18 protein-coding genes and 1 other RNA gene are annotated in these 19,904 nt (G+C 35.5%); 11 read left to right on the top strand and 8 right to left on the bottom strand.

Features of this window, described 5'->3' with window-relative positions; all coding sequences use genetic code 11:
- Positions 1–485 precede the first annotated feature (485 nt).
- From ACQKN4_RS19190 to ACQKN4_RS19180, 3 genes are all read right to left on the bottom strand, one after another.
- Positions 486–764: a hypothetical protein gene (locus ACQKN4_RS19190; protein ID WP_240518348.1), complete on the bottom strand. Its 279-nt coding sequence runs from the start codon at positions 762–764 to the stop codon at positions 486–488.
- A gap of 227 nt (positions 765–991) precedes the next feature.
- A complete protein-coding gene (locus ACQKN4_RS19185; protein WP_427484541.1) occupies positions 992–1,543 on the bottom strand; it encodes a superoxide dismutase family protein in 552 nt (183 codons plus the stop codon).
- Positions 1,544–1,693: 150 nt separating this feature from the next.
- Positions 1,694–2,500, bottom strand: coding sequence for a 3D domain-containing protein (locus ACQKN4_RS19180; RefSeq protein ID WP_427484540.1), 807 nt, complete (start codon positions 2,498–2,500; stop codon positions 1,694–1,696).
- A gap of 475 nt (positions 2,501–2,975) precedes the next feature.
- Between ACQKN4_RS19180 and ACQKN4_RS19175 the strand changes: the two genes are divergently transcribed.
- The 6 genes from ACQKN4_RS19175 to ACQKN4_RS19150 all read left to right on the top strand — a co-directional run bounded on the left by ACQKN4_RS19175 (position 2,976) and on the right by ACQKN4_RS19150 (position 12,137).
- Entirely contained in the window at positions 2,976–4,103 is a 1,128-nt protein-coding gene (locus ACQKN4_RS19175) for a response regulator (RefSeq protein WP_427484539.1), read from the top strand.
- Positions 4,104–4,477: 374 nt separating this feature from the next.
- Positions 4,478–7,519, top strand: a complete 3,042-nt coding sequence (locus ACQKN4_RS19170) for an ATP-binding protein (RefSeq protein ID WP_427484538.1) — start codon at positions 4,478–4,480, stop codon at positions 7,517–7,519.
- A gap of 241 nt (positions 7,520–7,760) precedes the next feature.
- Entirely contained in the window at positions 7,761–8,450 is a 690-nt protein-coding gene (locus ACQKN4_RS19165) for a response regulator (protein ID WP_427484537.1), read from the top strand.
- Complete coding sequence (locus ACQKN4_RS19160) at positions 8,447–9,427, top strand: sensor histidine kinase (protein WP_427484536.1); 981 nt, start codon at positions 8,447–8,449, stop codon at positions 9,425–9,427. The genes ACQKN4_RS19165 and ACQKN4_RS19160 overlap by 4 nt, the downstream gene beginning before the upstream one ends.
- Before the next feature lie 114 nt (positions 9,428–9,541).
- On the top strand, positions 9,542–10,303 hold the full coding sequence (locus tag ACQKN4_RS19155) for an ABC transporter ATP-binding protein (protein ID WP_079563058.1): 762 nt from the start codon (positions 9,542–9,544) through the stop codon (positions 10,301–10,303).
- Complete coding sequence (locus ACQKN4_RS19150; protein WP_427484535.1) at positions 10,293–12,137, top strand: FtsX-like permease family protein; 1,845 nt, start codon at positions 10,293–10,295, stop codon at positions 12,135–12,137. The genes ACQKN4_RS19155 and ACQKN4_RS19150 overlap by 11 nt, the downstream gene beginning before the upstream one ends.
- Positions 12,138–12,572: 435 nt before the next feature.
- On the opposite strand, the gene ACQKN4_RS19145 is transcribed toward ACQKN4_RS19150, so the two are convergent.
- On the bottom strand, positions 12,573–13,013 hold the full coding sequence (locus tag ACQKN4_RS19145; RefSeq protein WP_079563055.1) for a hypothetical protein: 441 nt from the start codon (positions 13,011–13,013) through the stop codon (positions 12,573–12,575).
- Positions 13,014–13,259: 246 nt separating this feature from the next.
- On the opposite strand from ACQKN4_RS19145, the gene ACQKN4_RS19140 reads away from it, so the two are divergent.
- Positions 13,260–13,898, top strand: a complete 639-nt coding sequence (locus ACQKN4_RS19140) for a YfbR-like 5'-deoxynucleotidase (protein ID WP_427484534.1) — start codon at positions 13,260–13,262, stop codon at positions 13,896–13,898.
- Between the two features lie 103 nt (positions 13,899–14,001).
- Positions 14,002–14,514, top strand: coding sequence for a zf-HC2 domain-containing protein (locus ACQKN4_RS19135; protein WP_079563053.1), 513 nt, complete (start codon positions 14,002–14,004; stop codon positions 14,512–14,514).
- Between the two features lie 53 nt (positions 14,515–14,567).
- Here ACQKN4_RS19135 and ACQKN4_RS19130 read toward each other — a convergent pair whose 3' ends face one another.
- From ACQKN4_RS19130 to ACQKN4_RS19120, 3 genes are all read right to left on the bottom strand, one after another.
- Positions 14,568–15,566: an anti sigma factor C-terminal domain-containing protein gene (locus tag ACQKN4_RS19130; RefSeq protein WP_427484533.1), complete on the bottom strand. Its 999-nt coding sequence runs from the start codon at positions 15,564–15,566 to the stop codon at positions 14,568–14,570.
- Complete coding sequence (locus ACQKN4_RS19125; protein ID WP_427484532.1) at positions 15,559–16,116, bottom strand: sigma-70 family RNA polymerase sigma factor; 558 nt, start codon at positions 16,114–16,116, stop codon at positions 15,559–15,561. The genes ACQKN4_RS19130 and ACQKN4_RS19125 overlap by 8 nt, the downstream gene beginning before the upstream one ends.
- Before the next feature lie 205 nt (positions 16,117–16,321).
- Complete coding sequence (locus ACQKN4_RS19120) at positions 16,322–16,660, bottom strand: zinc ribbon domain-containing protein YjdM (protein WP_079563050.1); 339 nt, start codon at positions 16,658–16,660, stop codon at positions 16,322–16,324.
- Positions 16,661–16,907: 247 nt separating this feature from the next.
- On the opposite strand from ACQKN4_RS19120, the gene ssrS reads away from it, so the two are divergent.
- The 3 genes from ssrS to ACQKN4_RS19105 all read left to right on the top strand — a co-directional run bounded on the left by ssrS (position 16,908) and on the right by ACQKN4_RS19105 (position 18,460).
- A non-coding RNA gene (gene ssrS, locus ACQKN4_RS19115) (6S RNA) lies at positions 16,908–17,100 on the top strand.
- A 200-nt stretch (positions 17,101–17,300) separates the two neighbouring features.
- On the top strand, positions 17,301–17,837 hold the full coding sequence (locus tag ACQKN4_RS19110) for a hypothetical protein (RefSeq protein WP_427484531.1): 537 nt from the start codon (positions 17,301–17,303) through the stop codon (positions 17,835–17,837).
- A gap of 383 nt (positions 17,838–18,220) precedes the next feature.
- Entirely contained in the window at positions 18,221–18,460 is a 240-nt protein-coding gene (locus ACQKN4_RS19105; protein ID WP_079563048.1) for a DUF3923 family protein, read from the top strand.
- A gap of 200 nt (positions 18,461–18,660) precedes the next feature.
- On the opposite strand, the gene ACQKN4_RS19100 is transcribed toward ACQKN4_RS19105, so the two are convergent.
- Positions 18,661–19,842, bottom strand: coding sequence for a NupC/NupG family nucleoside CNT transporter (locus ACQKN4_RS19100; RefSeq protein WP_079563047.1), 1,182 nt, complete (start codon positions 19,840–19,842; stop codon positions 18,661–18,663).
- Positions 19,843–19,904 lie beyond the last annotated feature (62 nt).

Raw genomic sequence — 19,904 nt, 5'->3', positions numbered from 1 at the left:
GAACTAAAAGAATGATCATTAAAAGCAGACTTACTTTTTTCATTCAGAAATCTCCTTTCACTATAATTAAAAAATAACAAAGGGTAGCTACCTGAATAACGTTTGTTATCTCCCTATAGTTGTTAACACTAGCAATCATACCCAAAAGATACAAATCAACTTTTGCTAGCTTTTGAACATATTTTGATAATGACTTTCCTTGAAATTTCTCGCTAAGTTATGTAAGTGCTTCTATTCCACTCATTTTTTAACTGCCAAAGGAAAAAAACTTACTCGTTCCCGTAGCTTACTATGAGCGGTCACTTTCTTTTATCGCAATATATAAACTTGCAAGGAATGCTCATAATTCAAAAAAACATTTACTTTTTAGTTTTAAATTTTTGGTTTATTAGAAAAAACATACTAAAATTAGCATGTTTTAGAAATGCTTATAAAATGATAAATTCTTATTTTTTCATTCAGGCCGAAGCCCGTCCCTTTTTTACTTAAGCTGTAACACTCGTTTTACCATTTTGATTGTCATCACCGTTACCTTTATGCTGTGTTACATACTGAATAACAAACATCGCAATAAAGATGGCTAAACCTGCCCAATCTGAAAACTTTTCTGAATAGATAAGAAGTAAACCAGCTGCAATCGCAATAATGCGTTCAAACCAAAGCATTTTGCGATACCAGTATCCGATTACTCCCGCACCTATAGCTACCATTCCTGTAGCTGTGAATACTCCCCATATAATTTGAGGTATAGTTGTCTCTATCATTAACAACACAGGTGAGATTGGAAGGGGTACCCCTCCCACCTAAACAAATTCAATTCTTCGCATAAAATTTATCTAAGATCACTTGACTGGAGGTAAGAAAGTGCCCAGCCGGAACAAAAATCAACCTCACGTTATGGTGATGAACTAAAAGTTTCATCGATTTTTACCCTTAAAACAAAAAACTGTATCTAAAGTGATTTTCTTTAGATACAGTCGATTTATTGTCCTTATTGAATAATGCCACAAGCAATTCTAGCACCAGAATTACCTGAAGGATCTGTTTTATAATCATCCTCTGATTCATGAATGATTAATGTCGTTCCCCCATCTCGTAACAATGAGTTAGCAGCATTTTTTTCTAATGTTAGCCCTTCAGCCAAAAAGTTTAAATCCACTTTACCATCTTCTCCAACTTCTAAATTTGGAAGATCTCCTAAATGATATCCCTTAGGGTTATCCTTCCCATGCTCTTTACTCGTTGGATTAAAATGAGGACCTGCTGATTCAAATGTTGGTGGCTCACACTTCCCAACGGAATGAATATGAATGCCATGTGTTCCTGCTGGCAATCCTGATAGTGCGAGTGTCATCTTAACCCCATTATCCTCTTCCTCAAAATATGCATTGCCATAACTTTCATTATTTTTACCAATTACTTTCGCGGTTGCAGTTAGTCCTGAATTTGCGTTAACTGCCACTTTTTGCTCCTTCTTTTCAAAGAAACTACAACCACCGACAAATACTAATAAAGAAATTATTATTAAGCTCATTTTTTTCATAAAAATCCCTCCTCTTTTTGATGGTTTCCAACAATCCTTCCACTTATGCAAGTTCAATGGGAATTTTGCAAATCATTGATTAAGGAGTAGTAAACTTTAAACAATATAAAAAGGGTATCTTCAGTTCAAGGAGACACCCTCTCAAATACATTAATTTAAAATTTTTACAATTACATTTTTGACGCCCCACTGACGAGCTTGTCCCTCGGTAGGAATAAATACATCAATTTTATTACCTTTTATCGCTCCACCAGTATCTGCTGCAATTGCTTCACCATAACCTTCAACCCAAACCCTTGTCCCAAGAGGAATTACTCGTGGATCTACAGCAATTACCTTTAAGTTTGGATTCGATCTTATATCTGTTCCATTCGCTGTAATTCCCGAACATCCTTCGCAATACGCGGTATAGGCTGTTGCTCGCATTGTGAACGTTTTTCCCGTAGTTGTCGGAGCACTCACAGATTTTGTACTAGCTGTTGCAACTTTATTACTTGAAGCTGTCGCTTGCTTTTTACTTGATGTCGTTGCTACCGTTTTAGGTTTGCTTTCGGACGTTTTAGGTTTTGCTGCCGAAGCATTGATAGCCAATGATTCACCTACATAAATTAGATCAGCAGATGCAAGGTTATTCCATTCCTGTAATTCTTCCACTGACACATCATTTTCACGTGCAATTGTAAATAAAGTATCTCCGGCCTCAACAAAGTGTTGGTCTTTCGGCGAATTATCATTTTTCTTTTCGGCTATATTTAAATTTTGCTCTGGATAAAACCATCTTGCTTCTGAGTCGATCATTGGCTCATAATCTTCTAAAGTTAAATTGTAAATTTTCGAGATTCCCCAAAATGCATCGAATGGCATAAATGTGAGTTTGTCCTTTGCAGATGATGGACTGGCAAATAAACTTAATCCCAAGGTTAATGTTACCGCTAAAGCTAAAGCTTGTTTTTTCATATTTTTGTAACCTCCACATTTTATTATTTCGCAGTCTTCTGCTAGCACACTAGATTTAGGCTCTTAATGCTAGAGAATACAAGCAATCATTCAGGACAACAGACCTGATATTACGAATTATTGCTAAAAATGCGGAAAAATATACAAGTGCAAATATATTTTTGGTAAATAAACAATTTTATGGAGGAAATATTAGAACTCTATTTGCAATCTTTATATGTTGGAAAATAAGTATTTTCATCCGATAATAAGGAGGAATGGAGGGTAAAAATTAATTCAATAATGTCTTCTCAGATGATGGAGCTACAACATACTTTACAAATGGGTGTTATGCAAAATGTGGTCAATCTAATACTGCAGCAGCAAGAGACCATACATCCGTAAAAAGGGTCAGTCATTGATATTTTAATTTAACCTACTTCACTGAGGTATAATTGATATCAGGTTAATAAACATTAGAAAGTTGGTGGCCTTTTTGATTCGAGCGATAGTAATGGATGATGAGCCATTAGCGCTTATAAACATGGAGAAAAAGTTAAAGGAATTTAATTCAATAGAGGTCGTTAGATCTTTTACGACTGTAAAAGATCTGCTTGCAATAGGGCCAAGCTTGGATTTCCAAGTGGCATTTTTAGATATTGAAATGCCTGGCATGAACGGTTTAGAGATTGCACAGCTTTTAAAAGAATGGAACAAAAATATTTATATCGTATTTGTCACTGCGTATCGAGACTATGCAGTACAAGCATTTGAAATTCACTCCCTTGACTATTTATTAAAGCCTATTTCAAAAGCTCGTCTAGAGACGACTATTAATAGAATCCAAGAACTCCTTCACCTAGAAAATAAACCGAATCCTATAGAAGTACGAAATAAACCCGCACTTACGATCCAATGCTTTGGAGGATTCGTTGTTTTACATAATGACAAAGCAGTCCATTGGAGAACGCTTAAAACAAAAGAATTATTTGCCTTTCTTCTTTCCAATCTTAATAGTCATGTTCCTCGCGATACAATCATCGAAGCTTTATGGGCAGACACGGAATGTAAAAAGGCACGAGTACAGTTACATACAACAGTTTCCTATCTACGCACCACGCTTTCAGCATTAGGTTATTCAGAAGTCATACAGTATGCAAACGGCTGCTATGTTTTGCAATTAGAGGATTTTCAATGTGATGCCCATAACTTGGATCATATTTTAAATGATAAAACGGAGACTGGTAAGATTGATGTAGGGAGAGCTGAGGCGCTCGTACAAAATTACCAAGGCGAATTTATGTCCTCATTAGATTATCCCTGGATTACTGGTAAAGCAAGTTTTATGAACAACAAATTTACTCTTTTACTTCATGATTTATTAGAGCACTATACATCAATTGATGATGCGGAAAAACGAGAGCATATATTACTTTTAACAGTAGAACATACCCCCTATTCCGATAAAACCATCCAACAGCTAATGAGGCACTATATAGAAGTTGATCATCGAGCAGGTGCAGTAAAGGTTTACAACACCTTTAAAAGTATCTTGATGTCGGATCTCGGTATTTTACCAAAGCAAGAAACAACTGAGCTGTTTAACGCTATATCTGTTGAATAATTCTAGGCATCGAGAAGATACCCTCGATGCCTAATCTTATTGGCGAACAGGTATTATCAATATGACTCTGCATGAATGTGTCCAGAGGCTTTAACTTGAATTTACCTACACTATATTATCTCTCCCCTTGAAATCATTCGTCACACCCCTTAATGAAAACTAATTCACCCAAAAATATAATTGACACATACAATAGGCAGGAGCTAAGATTTCACGCTATTCTCGTGTGAAAGTGAGTAGCCCGAAGCGAAAATCAACTCTTTCTGATTAGTCTGAAAGTATCTTTTTTATAAATTTTTTATTCCCATTTTCTAAATTTCATGGCATGGTGAATATAGGCCTTTTAATACATAAAGTAAATTTCGGAGGTTCTTATGTCACTGTTAAAAAAAGCGACAATACGACATTCGCTTTTCATCATTTTAATTTTTATAGTTCTTACTACACTTCGTATACTATGGCTTGCCTATTTTTTCCCTTCCAGTGAACAAACGATTGCCAAAGAAGGTGTATTTGATCTACGGGATCAGCAGTTATCCGATGAAGAAGTTCTTAACTTAGATGGAGAATGGCTCTACTATCCCAGATTATTAATAGATCCGTTAAACACTGCTCATAACAAATCTCTCCAATCGTTTGAACAAGCTACCCGGGTGATTCCCACGCGAGATTCTGAGGCAACTGCAGAACGATACGGTTCATACCGTTTAAAAATCTTACTCAATGACACTGCCCCCAAAGATAATCGTTATGCCGTTGAGATTCCTTCCGTGTCAACTGCTTCAGCATTATATCTTAATGGGAAGTTGGTTGAACAGTCTGGAAAAGTAGCTACCGATTCACAAAGTCATCAAGGCCAAGCTACTCCTTATACGCTTTACTTTACAAATGAGCAGCCTGAAATTGACTTAATTTTACACGTGTCTAATTTCGATACATCAGAAAGTCTTACCATTAATAAAAGAATTTTATTTGGCTCTGCTGTAGCTATGGAAAATCGCCAAATTATAAATGATTTATCCCTTGCTACAATCTCAATAACACTACTATTATTCGCACTTTTTAGCAGCCTTGTGTTTTTATTTATTTATCCAAGACCAATTGTTTTACTGTTCACAATAGGTTTTCTTTTACTTTTAGCAGATGAGTTAATTTCATACGATCAATCTATGCTCGATTGGTTACATCTCAATTATGTATGGTCATTCAAACTATCTACTATCATTTATCTCGGGGCTTCTTTTTTCTTTGTTCAATTTATGCGTGTTTTACTAGTCAAATATCATCATGCTAAATGCTTTCAGTGGCTCTTCGCTTTCTACGCCCTTTCAGCATTTTTCACTATCGTCTTACCAGTTAATTGGTTATACTCAATAAATTCTTTTTACTTTATACTGTATGTCATTTCATTTTTATCTGTAGTAGTACTCGCTTTAAGAGAGTATCTTGAAAATCAAAAACAGAGTACTGCATTTATAGCATTGACGGCTCTCGGAACATTAAACGGCATCATATGGGCATATATCAAATCCAACTATTTTTATGATATACCAATGTATCCATTCGATTATTTGTTTATCATGCTTGGTTTTTCAGGTTATTGGTTTAAACGTTTTTTTGAAAATAAAGAGCAGATTAATCAATTGATTGCTAAATTACAAAAAGACGATGCTTTGAAGGATGAATTTTTATCCAGTAGCTCACAAAAACTATGGGATCCTATGAATAAAATGATTACGTTAGGGCAATCCATTTACGATAATCCAAACAATAAGCTTATGGATGATGATAAACAAAACCTAAAACATCTTATTGATATCGGGAGAAGCATGTCATTTTCATTAAATGACATATTAGACTTTACTCGTTTAAAAGAAGGTAACTTGCATCTCCATAAACAGAACGTCAGCATTCAAGGTACAGTTTATGGCGTTTTTGATTTGTTACGTTTTATAACAATCGGTAAACAGATTCAAATGAGTTCAACAATTCCTAGGGCATTCCCTAATGTGGTGGCCGATGAAAATCGATTGATTCAAATTCTTTTTAATCTCCTACACAATGCTATTAAATATACGAGTGCAGGATCTATAAAAATCAGCGCCCAAATCGAAAATAATATGGCTGTTATCCATATTCGTGATACCGGGTTAGGAATGGATGATGATATCCAAAGTCGTCTATTTTCCCCCTACGAACAAGGAAATGATAATAATGATGGAATCGGCCTTGGATTATTAATTTCAAAGAGGCTGATCGAATTACATGGAGGAACTTTACAAATACACTCTATTCCTAACAAAGGATCGGATGTCTTTTTCACCTTACCATTAGCAGATGAAAACGTTAATGAGGAGCAATCCTATATCGAGGAAGAGGACACGCATCTTCTTGTTGAAGAAAAAAATTCATCATCTATAACGGAAAAGCAATTCAACATTTTAATGATTGACGATGATCCTATTAACTTAACAATTATGCGTAGCTTATTTGCAACTTCGGAATATGCTGTTACTACAGTTACTAGCAGTGAGCAGGCATTAGAATTGCTACAGCAAGAAGATTGGGATCTAGTCATTATTGATGCGATGTTACCTTATATATCAGGCTATGCATTAACTGAAATTATTCGAGAGCATTACTCATTGCTTGAATTACCTGTCTTAATATTAACGGCTCGAAATTGTTCCGAGGATGTTTATACTTGTTTCGCCCATGGTGCAAATGACTATGTGACAAAGCCCATTAATTCTTTAGAGTTAAAGGTAAGGAGTAGAGCCCTAATCGATTTAAAATATAGTATCAATCAACGACTACATTTAGAAACAGCTTGGCTTCAGGCCCAAATACAACCTCATTTTTTATTTAATACATTAAACTCAATTGCATCACTTAGTACGATCGATACAGACCGAATGATTGACTTAATGCATCATTTTGGTGAATATCTACATGCCAGCTTCGATGTGCGGAATTTACAGCGAGTAGTATCACTTAAGGATGAGTTAGAGCTAGTACGGTCATATCTCTATATTAGTCAGCAGCGTTTTGGAGACTTACTAAATATCGAATGGGATATTGATGACAATATAAATATTGAAATCCCGCCTATCTCCTTACAAACTTTAGTGGAAAATGCAGTTGTTCATGGTGTATTAAAACAGGAAGAAGGCGGTACAGTTTGTATTCGTATAAAGAATTGTCCGAATCATGTTGCAGTAAGTGTTATAGATAATGGGGTTGGGATTGATTCAAATCTATTAGATGAACTACAATCCGGTAGCTATTCGCCAAGTTCTGGTGTTGGGCTACGTAATACAGATTTACGACTTAAAAGGATTTACGGACAGAGGTTACAAATTAATAGCACGTTAAATGAAGGAACAACTATCACCTTCCACATTCCAAAAAAATAAATAAAAGAGGTCATCACATTCCCAATTGGGTTTGTGGTGGCTCTTTTTTATAATTTCAAGTTACAATTACTTTACTCAATAGAGAATATTAATGGATTATTTAAAATCAGGGTACATTAAAAATATATAAATAAGAAGAAGGCTACTCAGCGTAACGTGGGGTTGATTTCCATGACATACGTTTTAAACAAATGTTATTCCCAACTTTCGGTGATGAGCAAAAAAAGGAAAGGTCGATACTATGTACAAAATTTACATAATAGAGGACGATATCAATATTTCAAAAACCATTGAGGAGCATTTATCAAAATATCAATTTGAATGCTATACCGTTCAACAATTTAATCAAATAGTAGAAGAATTCCAAGCAATTCAACCCCATCTCGTTGTTATGGACATTAACTTACCAACCTATGATGGGTACTTTTGGTCGCGCAAAATCCGCCAGTTATCCAACTGCCCTATTATTATTGTATCTGCTCGTGTTAATGATATCGATCAAGTATATGGTATTGAAAATGGTGCGGATGATTTTATTACGAAGCCCTTCTCACTAGATGTGCTTATGGCAAAGGTGAATGGTCTTATTCGTCGTACATATGGAGAATATGCTTCCTCTGATTCTAATTCGATTTCCATCGCAAATACAACATTAAATGCTAATACAGTTCGTCTTTACACCGAAAAGCATGAGAGCCTACTAACATTAAAAGAGATGCAGCTTAGCACATTACTATTTGAAGCTTATCCTAATGTTGTTCCTCGTCAAAAATTGTTAAGTGCTATTTGGGATGATGAATCCTTCGTTGAGGAAAACACTTTATCAGTTAATATTGGCCGATTACGCAAAAAATTCGAGGCAATCCAATCTAGACTAGAAATTAAAACAATTCGCGGACTTGGCTATCAATTAGTGGAGGCAGAAGAATGAAGCTCTTCTTTCGAGATCATGTAAGTGTAATTATTCTTTATTGTGTAAGCTTTCTATTATTACCTTGGATTATTCATTCCCTGGATGATTTAGCTTCGCACTATCTTTACTTCATATTTCTCGTGAGCTTCCTATTTATCGTTTGGTTGATTGGACGTTATTTTCGAAGAAGAAAGCTCTATACTCATTTACAGAAGAGCACATTAACAGGCGATGACCTCTATCTGCATGAACCACAGGCTACAATGGAGCAAGCCTATAGCCAAAAACTACGACAAATGCAATATCTATACTTAACACAGCAGCAATATCTAGAGGAGCAAGGGAAAGAAAAACAGCTTGTACTTTCACATTTTGCCCATCAAATGAAAACACCATTGTCGGTTATTCAGCTGATGATCCAATCTAATGCAACTAACCAATCAGAGTACTTACAAACAATTAATCAGGAATGTGATAAGCTGACGTTTACCTTGAATCAGCTACTAACTTATGAACGCACGTCCAATCTAGTGGCTGATTTAAAAATAGAAGCACTTTCATTAAAGGAGCTTACGAAGGAAGTTGTTAATGATTTAAAGGATTATTTCATCGCCAAAGAAATTTTTCCAAAAGTGACGATTGATGAACATACAATTATTTATTCAGATCGTAAATGGTTAAAGATTGTGCTTTATCAAATCATCAATAATGCCATTAAATATGCTGAGTCTGAGAGCTCTATTCAAATCATTTACGACGAAGCTACTTTACGCATTCAAAACTGTGGAGAAACAATTCCGGAGAGTGAAATTTCACGTGTCTTTGATTTATTTTATACAGGCATGAGAGGTAGAATGAGCGGTGAAGCAACAGGTATAGGCTTGTATTTAGTGAAAAAAATTTTAACTATATTAGAGCACCCTTTTACTTTACAATCCCATGAGGAAGTCACGACCTTTTCCATAGATTTTTCAAATAGCGTAAAAAAAACATGATTATACGCCCAATATGACAACATTGTCATATTGACGTCATTTAGCCAAATAGGTAAAATGCCGCTCCTTCTTTATACTTAAGCTATTCAATCGAAGTAAGGGAGTTGTTCAAAAATGGGAAGCTCGATTCTACAAGTGACCAATTTGCAGAAAGAATATATCGGGGAAATCACATACAAGGCGTTGAATGGCATAGATTTTCAGCTTGGTGAGAATGAATTCGTAGCCGTTATGGGGCCTTCAGGAAGTGGAAAAACTACATTTTTAAATAGCGTGTCAACAATCGATCGTCCTACCGCTGGTGAAATTCTTATCAATAATAGAAATCCTTATTCTTTAGATGATGAAGAACTTGCAAAGTTCCGTCGTTCAGAATTAGGCTTTGTCTTTCAAGATTTTAATCTTGTCCACACATTAACGGTGAAAGAAAATATTTTATTACCGTTAACATTAGATAGCTTACCTGCCGATAAAATGCAGCAACGACTTCAACATGTATCTCAATTTCTTGGAATTGAAGAGCTTCTGCCAAAGCGAATTTATGAAATTTCTGGCGGGCAAAAACAACGTGTAGCTATTGCTCGTGCGGTTATTCATAAGCCAAGTTTATTGTTGGCAGATGAGCCTACAGGGAATCTCGATTCAAAAGCAGTAAACGATGTCATGCACTTATTTAGTTCGATTCATACTGAACTGAAAACTTCTATTTTAATGGTGACACATGATCCTTATGTAGCAAGCTTCGCCAGTCGAATTATATTTATTAAAGATGGTAAATTATATAACGAAATTCATCGTGGTCATAATCGCAAACAATTTTACCAGGAAATCATGGACACACTTGCTTTTTTAGGTGGTGGACAGCATGAGCTTTAATCATATCGTTGTTCAAAACATTTTACGTGATAAATGGACCTATGTTTCGTATTTCCTCAGTAGTATGTTCTCTATCATTATTTTCTTTCTATTTGCAGTCATCGCTTTTCATCCAAGTCTTAATAGTGTAGATTCAAACTCATCACTTGGTATTTCATTAATGTTGGCGAGTATACTCGTTTATTTATTTTCATTTCTTTTCATTGCGTACTCAATAATGGCCTTTTTAAAGAAAAAAACAAAAACACTAGGTATTTTTATGATTACTGGTGCATCGATGAAACAAATTCGTACGTTAGTCTTTCGTGAAAATATACTAATCGGTATCATGGCGATTATTACAGCCATTATTCTTGGTCTTGTCATTGCCCCTCTCTTCTTAATGGGTGCCAAGGTTGTTTTAAAGGCAGAAACTTTCGGTATGTATATGCCTATTAAAGCGATTGGTTTAACTATTGGTTTATTCCTTGTATTATTCGTCGTGATTTCAAAAATAATGACAAGATTTATTAATAAAGAAGCGTCCATTCAATTATTAAAAAGTGATGCTGTTATTGAAAAATCGATAAAACCACATTATCTTTTATTAGTCATTAGTCTTATTATTACTGCCACTCTAGCTTATTTATCAAAAATCAATCCTGACATTGTAGATAGCCTCGGCATTCTATACTACACGGTGTTTTTTGTGAGTATTCTTTCTACAATTTATCTAATCATCTCACAAGGAATGCTCTTCTTGCTAAAGGCTTTTGAGAGATCCTCAGCTTATATGAAACGAACGAATATGCTACTGGCTTCCAATCTTAATGCGAAAATGAAATCGCACGCAAATATGCTCTTTTTAATCACTCTCTTATTAAGCGGTGTCTTTTTAAGTACAAGTATTTTGTTTAGCTCTTACTATAATGTTGAAAAGGATAGTGAGGCAAATTATCCATACAGCTTTCAGTATATTGCCCCTCCTAAGGCTGACCCAAGTAAGGTAGAAGCTGATATTGAAAATCTTGAAAAACAATTATCCGCAGTGGATTCACAAAAATATTTTATTGAATTTAAATCAAATGAAGAACTTCGTATAGGCTACATGTCAATTTCTGATTATAACTTGTTACACAACGAAAAGGTTAGCATAGGTGCAAATGAAGTTATAGCAGTTGCTGGTAATCGTAAAGCATTACCAATTACTGATGTAAATGATGACAAATATCTAAAGCATTTTAAGCTTGTATCTGTAAATGAAAAAAATCTATTAACAACAGGTTTCCAACAAACGTATTTCATTGTACCTGATGATGTTTATAACAGTATCGAATATCCTGTCTACAAAGCCTACTTATTTGAGCTTATCAATTGGACGGCACATACAGAGCTGGCGAAAAAGATTATTGAGGATTTCCCACATATACATGAGGAACGTTATGTAACTTCAAAAATCGACCTGTACGACACGGAGATGTTTACAAAAAGTGTTATGTTTTTTATCGGCTCTATGTTGAGTTTGATTTTCTTAAGTGCGGCAATGAGTATACTCTACTTTTATTTACAAACGACACTTCTTCAAGAAAAAGAAAAGTATGAAGGTATACGGAAACTTGGGCTATCTAAAAAAGAGTTATTCACAGTTGTTTCTAAAGAGCTAGCCATCCTTATATTTGTACCATTCGCGATAGCTATTACGATGTTATTTGCTACATTATTTGCCATGCGAACAATGGTTTCCACAGCATTTTTACAAGTCTCTATGATGAGCTCTTTATGCTTCTTTGCATTGTTCTTCATTAGTTATTTATTCATTCGCAAAAGCTATTTCAAACGCTTGCTTAGCGATTAATGAAAAAAATTCGCACTCCTCTCAGGGTGCGAATTTTTCATATTGTTGAAAACCTATTTGGGTCAATGAAATAAAGGATGGATCTTCTGCAAAACGAGGGGTTGATTTCCGTTTCGACTGAGCGCTTTCCTGGGGGCGTCCGATGAGCCGCTTCACTCGCGTTGCTCGCTCCAGGGTCTCGGGCCAACACGAGGTTGGTCACGAAGGCGTTATCACAGGATGTGATGTTCTTAGCCTTCGTTCCTCTATTGCTAATCCCCAAGGAGTCGCTCAGTCTCCACTCCAGTCAACCACATCACATAGCATGTATCCTTTGGTATATCACTCTAATTATAGGGATAAACGAAACTTCAGCCAATAGATCTTTTTTGTGCGAAAGCGCAGTGAAACGTAGCGGCAGCAACATTAAAAAAACTTAGGTGCATTTTTTATCCTTTACCAAAGCACAGGTTTTGCTACCATTAGCCATAACATGATTAGCAATAACAAAATGTACATCCATGCTTTGCGATGTAGCAGTGCAGCAAATTTTTGCTGGTCATAGGCAGGTGTGTTGAATGTCTGTAATGTTGGTTTGAACGCTCTTGCTAAAAAAACAATAGAGGCAAACATCACGAGGAATGTAAGAACAATCCACGAGGTACTCCAATGATAGCCGGCATGCCACATTAATAAAATACCGGATGCAACAAGAACATGCCCCGAATGCTTGACGATCGTAATTGCTCCTTTAAACGCCTCAATGTAAGGTGACATTTCAACATGAGACGCTGTACGCATTTTCTTAACAATTGTTAGAACAACGAACAAAGGCCCAATCGAAAGAACAGCGCTTAAAATATGTATGTAAAGAAGAATTGTATAAATTGAAATCATGTTGCGTACTCCCCTTTTCACGGAATCGAAAAGGATTTCCTTGTGCTAGCACAAAGCCGATTCCGGACGCAATTATGCCGACGCATAATTGATTCATTTCTCCCTCATTATAGCATTCAACACAAGCGAGCTTTATCGCCAATTGTGAATCCTTTGTAAACGCAAATTGAATCATTGTAAAATTGTTTGAAATTTGCACAAAGAGGGTATGGATTATAGTAACATGCACATATAGAACAAAAAGGAGTGATTTTTATAGGTATTCATCAATTTTTTACAAGTCTAAACGATTTAGAGCGTATTATTCGATGCCCTGGACGCTTCAAATTTGAAGAGCACAATGTGGCTGCCCACTCTTGGAAGGTGTCACAGTATGCGATGTTTTTTGCTACACTCGAGGAAATGAATGAAGCTACAATTAATTGGAAATCATTATATGAAAAAACCATCAATCACGACTTTGCTGAAGTATTTATCGGTGATATTAAAACTCCAGTAAAGCATGCGAGCCCAGAGCTTAAAAAAATGCTTGCACATGTGGAAGAAAAAATGATGGAGAAATTTATTATTGATGAGATCCCACAAGAGTTTCAGGCTATCTTCTTCGAGCGTATGAAAGAAGGTAAGGATAAAACTATCGAAGGTCGCCTACTTGAGTTTGCTGATAAGCTTGACCAATTTTATGAAGCCTTTGCTGAGTTAAAGCGCGGAAACACAGATAAAGAATTTGTGCATATGTATCAATCTGCCCTTTCCAAGATTTTAACTATTCCTCTTGAAGCGTCGGTTCACTATTTCCGTACCGAGATTCTGAAGGATGCTGTGAAAGAAAAAACACATATTGATATTCAAGCTTTGACAAATGAAGTATTAACATCAAATTAAATAGGTGCATGTACAAGTTTTCCGAACGAATGAACTCGCGGAAGGCTTTTTTTATTTCCTCCAAAAAGTCGTATAATGGAAAGGAGCGATTGGAGGGAAGCTTTTGTCACAGGAATGTTCAATTGTAGAGGATTTATTACCTTTGTATAAGAAACAAGCGCTCCAAGCAACTACTATCCAATTTGTCGAGCACCATTTAGCTAATTGTGAGCATTGTCGGCAACTCGCTACTTCAAAGCAAGGACTAGGCTATCCTTTACTAATGAAAAGAACGGTAACATTTTTCCATCTTGTTTTTATCGTACTATCCTTTATGTTTGCCATTAACTCTTCCTTACTTGGCAATCAAACAAGCTTTGTTGTATCGTACGCGATTTTCGGCTGTCTTACTTATTTCTTTTACAAAAATATTTGGATTGTTTTTGCCATCAGCTCTGTACCTGTTTTTGTATGGGCTATTATTGACAATATCAATAACCCACTCTATGTCACCTACTACTCATTCGCAGAAATCGGTACACTGTTGATTGGAGCTAGCTACATAGCACTTTTACATACTATTTTTGCACTAATCGGCGCTGCTTTTGCTATTTTATTTCGTAAGTTTAAAAGATAATGTTCCACCTTGCAGAAAGAAGTTGTCTCAAGTATTTGAGACAACTTCTTTCATCACCAATTATACCCATTCATAAGTTCAACATCCCCTAGCATTGCATTAGAAATACCTTCTAGATCTCGAAGCATCAATAACCTCTTTGCCGGTCCTGTTACAACAGCACCATAAGCTTGAAATCCATTCTTTTTAATATAATCATAGCGTTCCTGCAAATGGTGTAAACCTAGAAATCCTTCGTAATAGCTTTCCTTTTCAGCTAAAAGCTTTTCCATATTTTTCAGCATCCAACGCTGGCTATCTCTCAAACTTGTAAAGTCCTGTGCTTCAGATATATGTGAATAATCATCACTAACTGTTAAGCCACCTGATAGCCCGATTCTATCATTAATTGTAATTGTGCCACTAATGCGGTCAGAAGAGGTTGGTTCAAAGGATTTAAACTCGCCTGTATATAATGGCATCCAAACGATTCGGACATCGTACGGAGCAAGCATTTTTTCCAAATCTTTAGGCTCTTTAAATGTTGAAGTCGAAAATGCCATTTCCGCTACAGCTCCCTCAGGTAACTTTTCTAACGCCTTCCATACATTATTGTTAAGATGAGATGAGGTTGCTTTTCCCGTCACAGGATCTTCTGGTAAATTAAAATTAAATTGTTGTGAAGTATTTATCGACGTTAAGTTCATACTCATAGATGAATTAGAATTTAATATTGATTTTTCAACACGCATTTCACCAACTACTACTTTTTCCTTTCCTACCTGTTTCTCAAGAGGATAACTCATTTTTTGTGTTAGAAATGGTGTTATTTCTGCAGGCAAACCCTTAGAGTATTGACCTTTAATATTTGGATGTTGCCATTCAAGTACTATTAAAGAGTTATAAGCATGCTTAAGATCAGGACGCGTTTTTTCAAAAACGATGGACACCCCTGCTATATAGAGAGCATAAATAACGAAGCATATTAGCAATATACGTAGCACTCGAAATGTTAACGTAAAACGATATTTTCTTAGAATCTTTTTTTCATTCCCCTGCGACCATTCAGTCATGTTGAAAACCTCCATTCTTTTTTACTATTTCTTCTAACCTTTTGCGAGCACGATGCAAAAGTATTTTCACCTGCCCCTCAGAAAGCTCTAGTGCCTCCTGCAATTCTAAGTAGGTGAATTGTTCATATTCACGTAAATATAAAATCGTTCGGTAATTTTCAGGCAAAAATTTCAGCAGCGCCTGTACATCTTGTGCCACTTCTTGCGTTAAAAAATCCTCTTCTGGTAACCCATATGGACTTAGCATTTCATCTTTCCAAAATAAGTGTGCGAACGGAATTGTCCTTCGTCTCTTTTGCTTGCGCCATTCATCTAGGTACGTGTTCCGTGCTACTTTGAATAACCATGCTCTCACATCCTCTTCTTTATAAAACGACAAAGATACCGTGGCTCGCACAAATGTTTCTTGAACTAAATCTTCCGCTATATGTACTGATCCAGACATCTTCAGCAGAAAATAATATAACGATTTCGCGTATTTTTCATAAAGTTGCTCTAGCTCGTTTTTCCGCTGTCTGTCCATGCCATCTCCCTCATTTCGTTTTTTCACAAGTAAAACGCATATCTTTTCTAAATGTTACAGTAATTACTAATTTTTGTTAAAATAAATTTTACCTTGGCGTAATTGCGTCCGGGCCTTATTTTTATTCAGTAGGCGTCTAGACATCCGCTGAATAAAATAAAAAAGAGCCGATTTAGAATGGCCTTCCAACATCAAGTTGGAGCGATTCATTTCACGACTCTTTTTACAGTAATTATGCTTTTTTAACGAACTCTGACTTTAATTTCATTGCACCAAAGCCATCGATTTTACAATCAATATTGTGATCGCCTTCAACGAGACGAATGCTCTTCACCTTTGTCCCGATTTTTAATGTTGAAGAACTACCTTTAACTTTTAAATCCTTTATAACTGTAACAGAATCGCCGTCCGCAAGTAGATTGCCATTAGCATCCTTTACGATTAGCGTATCTGCTTCCTGCTCCGTTCCATCAGTGCTCCACTCATGTGCACATTCTGGACATACAAAGTTTGTTCCATCCTCATATGTGTATTCAGAATTACATTTCGGACAATTTGGATAAGCTGCCATTTCTGCTTCCTCCCTATACTTTTTTTCTAGGTAAACCCTATATATGCCCCTTTATCTTACATACTCGGCCCTGCTAAGTAAAGGCTGTTCGTATTTTTCGTTCGTATTTGTGAATAAAGTATGAATCGGTTCCATGTTTTTGGAGATATTTCATTTTGAAAACATTTGAATTGGGACACTCGCCCATTGACTTTTTTGTACAAACCATCTTACTTGCAAGTTCTTTTAACATGCCTTATTATATCCTTAAAGGCTGCATTGTTCGTACAATATTAAGTTTTAACCTTTAAGCTGTAAAAGGGAGTTTTATTATTGGAGTTGGAATGACGGGCCTCACACCATGGTGCATGAGGATAAGCAGGAAAGCTTCTGCGAACACCCACTTTGAGGAGTGGTGGTTTAAAACTTTCTATAATAACTACGGCATACGCGGCTTTTTAATTTAATCATATAGCCACATGGCTTTGAAGTATCTCTCATAGTGAAAACTATGGGAGATTTTTTTATGGGGAATTTGTTGGAAGCATTATAGATTGAGGTTCAGATGTTTAAAAGAGTATGTATTATTTTGGATTACAAAATGGGCCAAATGAAATAGTATAATTAAGCGTATTTTAACTTATTTCGTAGAGGTGCTAGTTTGTTTAAAAAGAAAATATTAATCGGACATTCAGAAGATACTGTCCTGGCAATTATCGAACACATAGAAAAAAGTAACATTCCGTTTGAAATAGGATTCAAAGATATTTTAAAGCGATCGTCTAAAGAATACGAAGCTTTTTATACGGTCAACGTTCAAAAACAATATGCGAAGCAAATAGAAGCCATCGTTGCGCAGTATGTGTCCCAAGAAGATTTGAAGCATTTGTATAAAGTGGAGAAAAAGAAAAGTAGAAAATTAGAGAGGAAGGAAAAGGCTCTTTATTTGTTTGCAGCCTTTATATACTTTATAGCGGTGGCGGCCATCGAAATGGGTAAGAGCGTAGGATTGGACATCGTTCCATCTATCGGTTGCGCTGTGTTATTGATGGGCGGTACGTTTATGACGATAAAGTTTTACAAAGCGATGAAAAAAGAATCGGGTGATTTGAGAAAGATCAATAAGAAGTTGATGTTTTTCGGTATTGGTATAATAATTTATGCCGTTTCTTCTTTTATATCTGTACTTCGATTTTAATTTACTTACATCAAAGAATACATAGACCATACACGGCTTTTTTTATTTAATCATACAGCCACAAGGCTTTTGAACAAATCATCCTTCATAATTAATTGGAGGGTGATTTTTTTATCAACATGACTGATATTGGTTATTTGTTTTTGTTCATTTAATTAATTAATCATCTTTGTGAATTATAAGGAAATTAATCTTAAGGCTGAGAGATTGCACCACCTAAAGTTTATTTCCTATAAAAAGTAAAAATGTTACAATTACACTATTGAAGGAAAAATATTAGTCGGAGCATTTTATCAACAAAAGTCCTTTTATTAATCAGCGTATTGATTTTAGAATGATTATTGGTCTTCGTTCGACTTTAGAATAGAAAGGAGATATTTATTTTGGGTACGAAAATATGGTGGGCCCTAAATATTGTATGGTTATTCATTTTTGCTGCTGGGGCATTATTTGTTGGATTAAGAACAGTTGATTCTGCAGGGGTAGTTCAAACTCCTGAACTTAAAATGATAGCTTTCATTATTTTGGGTATTGTATTTTTATTTGTTGTACTATTTCAATTAATACTACTCATTTTTATTCACTTTGTTCGAAAAGGTTCCACTACTACTTTAACAAAATGACTATCTTAACGACGGTGGTCTTTGTAGTTTTCTAAGTCACTTTAAAGTGGCTTTTTTATATGGCAGAAGTTAAAACACCTCACGTTGTTGGACCGATTTAGCCATCCATGATTGCAATAACCACGCACTTTAATCATAAAAAAACTGCCCCCCAATAGATGTGTGATGTGTCTATCCATTGGAGTGCAGTTCAACTTTTATTAAATTATGAAACCTACAATTGTAGCCGTTAAAATACTAACGAGCGTTGCTCCATACAACAACTTTAAACCAAAACGAGCAACTATATCCCCTTGTCTTACATTCAAACCTTTTACCGCTCCAGCAATAATACCGATAGATGCAAAGTTTGCAAAGGATACAAGGAAGACCGAAATAATACCTACTGTATGTGCACTCATAGACTTCGTTGCTTCTCCAAGGCTTTTCATCGCAACAAATTCATTCGTTACTAATTTAGTTGCCATAATTCCTCCGGCAGTAATAGCCTCTGCCCAAGGTACACCCATTAGGAAAGCAATTGGTGCAAAGATATAACCTAAAATATCTTGGAAAGATATACCTAAAATCATATCAAATAGTGAATTGATTAAATCCATTAATGCTACGAAACCGATCAGCATAGCTCCTACAATGATAGCTACTTTAAAGCCATCCATGATATATTCTCCAAGCATTTGGAAGAAAGTTTGCTTTTGCTCATCTTCAATTTTTAAAATATCTTCGTTTTCTTCTACTGTATACGGATTAATGATTGCAACAATAATAAATCCGCCAAACAAGTTCAACACAATCGCTGTTACAACATATTTTGGTTCAATCATTGTCATATATGCGCCAACAACCGACATAGAAACAGTCGACATTGCAGATGCGCATAATGTATACATTCGCTGTGGACTAATTTTATCTAATTGTTTTTTTACAGTAATGAATACTTCAGATTGACCTACCATTGCAGACGCAACAGCATTATATGATTCCAATTTCCCCATGCCATTTACTTTACTTAAAAGTAAACCTATCCATTTCATAATGAAAGGAAGAATTTTAAAATGCTGTAAGATCCCTATCAATGCAGATATAAATACAATTGGTAATAACACATTTATGAAGAAGGAATACTCCCCTTCATTCGCTAAACCACCAAAAACAAAAGTTATGCCCGTACTTGCGTAAGACAATAAATGATCAAATACATTTGTAAATCCTTTGATTAGAACATAACCAAACTTTGTATTTAGCAGTAATGCTGCAAATAAAAATTGGATAATCAACATAATAATTATGTTTTTATATTTTATTTCTTTTTTGTTTTTACTCATTAACAGAGCTAAACCAAAAACAAGTAGCAATCCACAAATGGATATTAAGTATCTCATGAGTTCCTCCATAAATTATATTAATAATTTTTGCGCGTTCGATATCCGAAACTACAAATCCT

The organism is Lysinibacillus sp. NPDC093692 (assembly GCF_050280125.1).
Lineage (GTDB): Bacteria > Bacillota > Bacilli > Bacillales_A > Planococcaceae > Lysinibacillus.
Note: the sequence above shows the minus strand (reverse complement) of the source record. Positions and strands in the feature narration are given on the sequence as shown.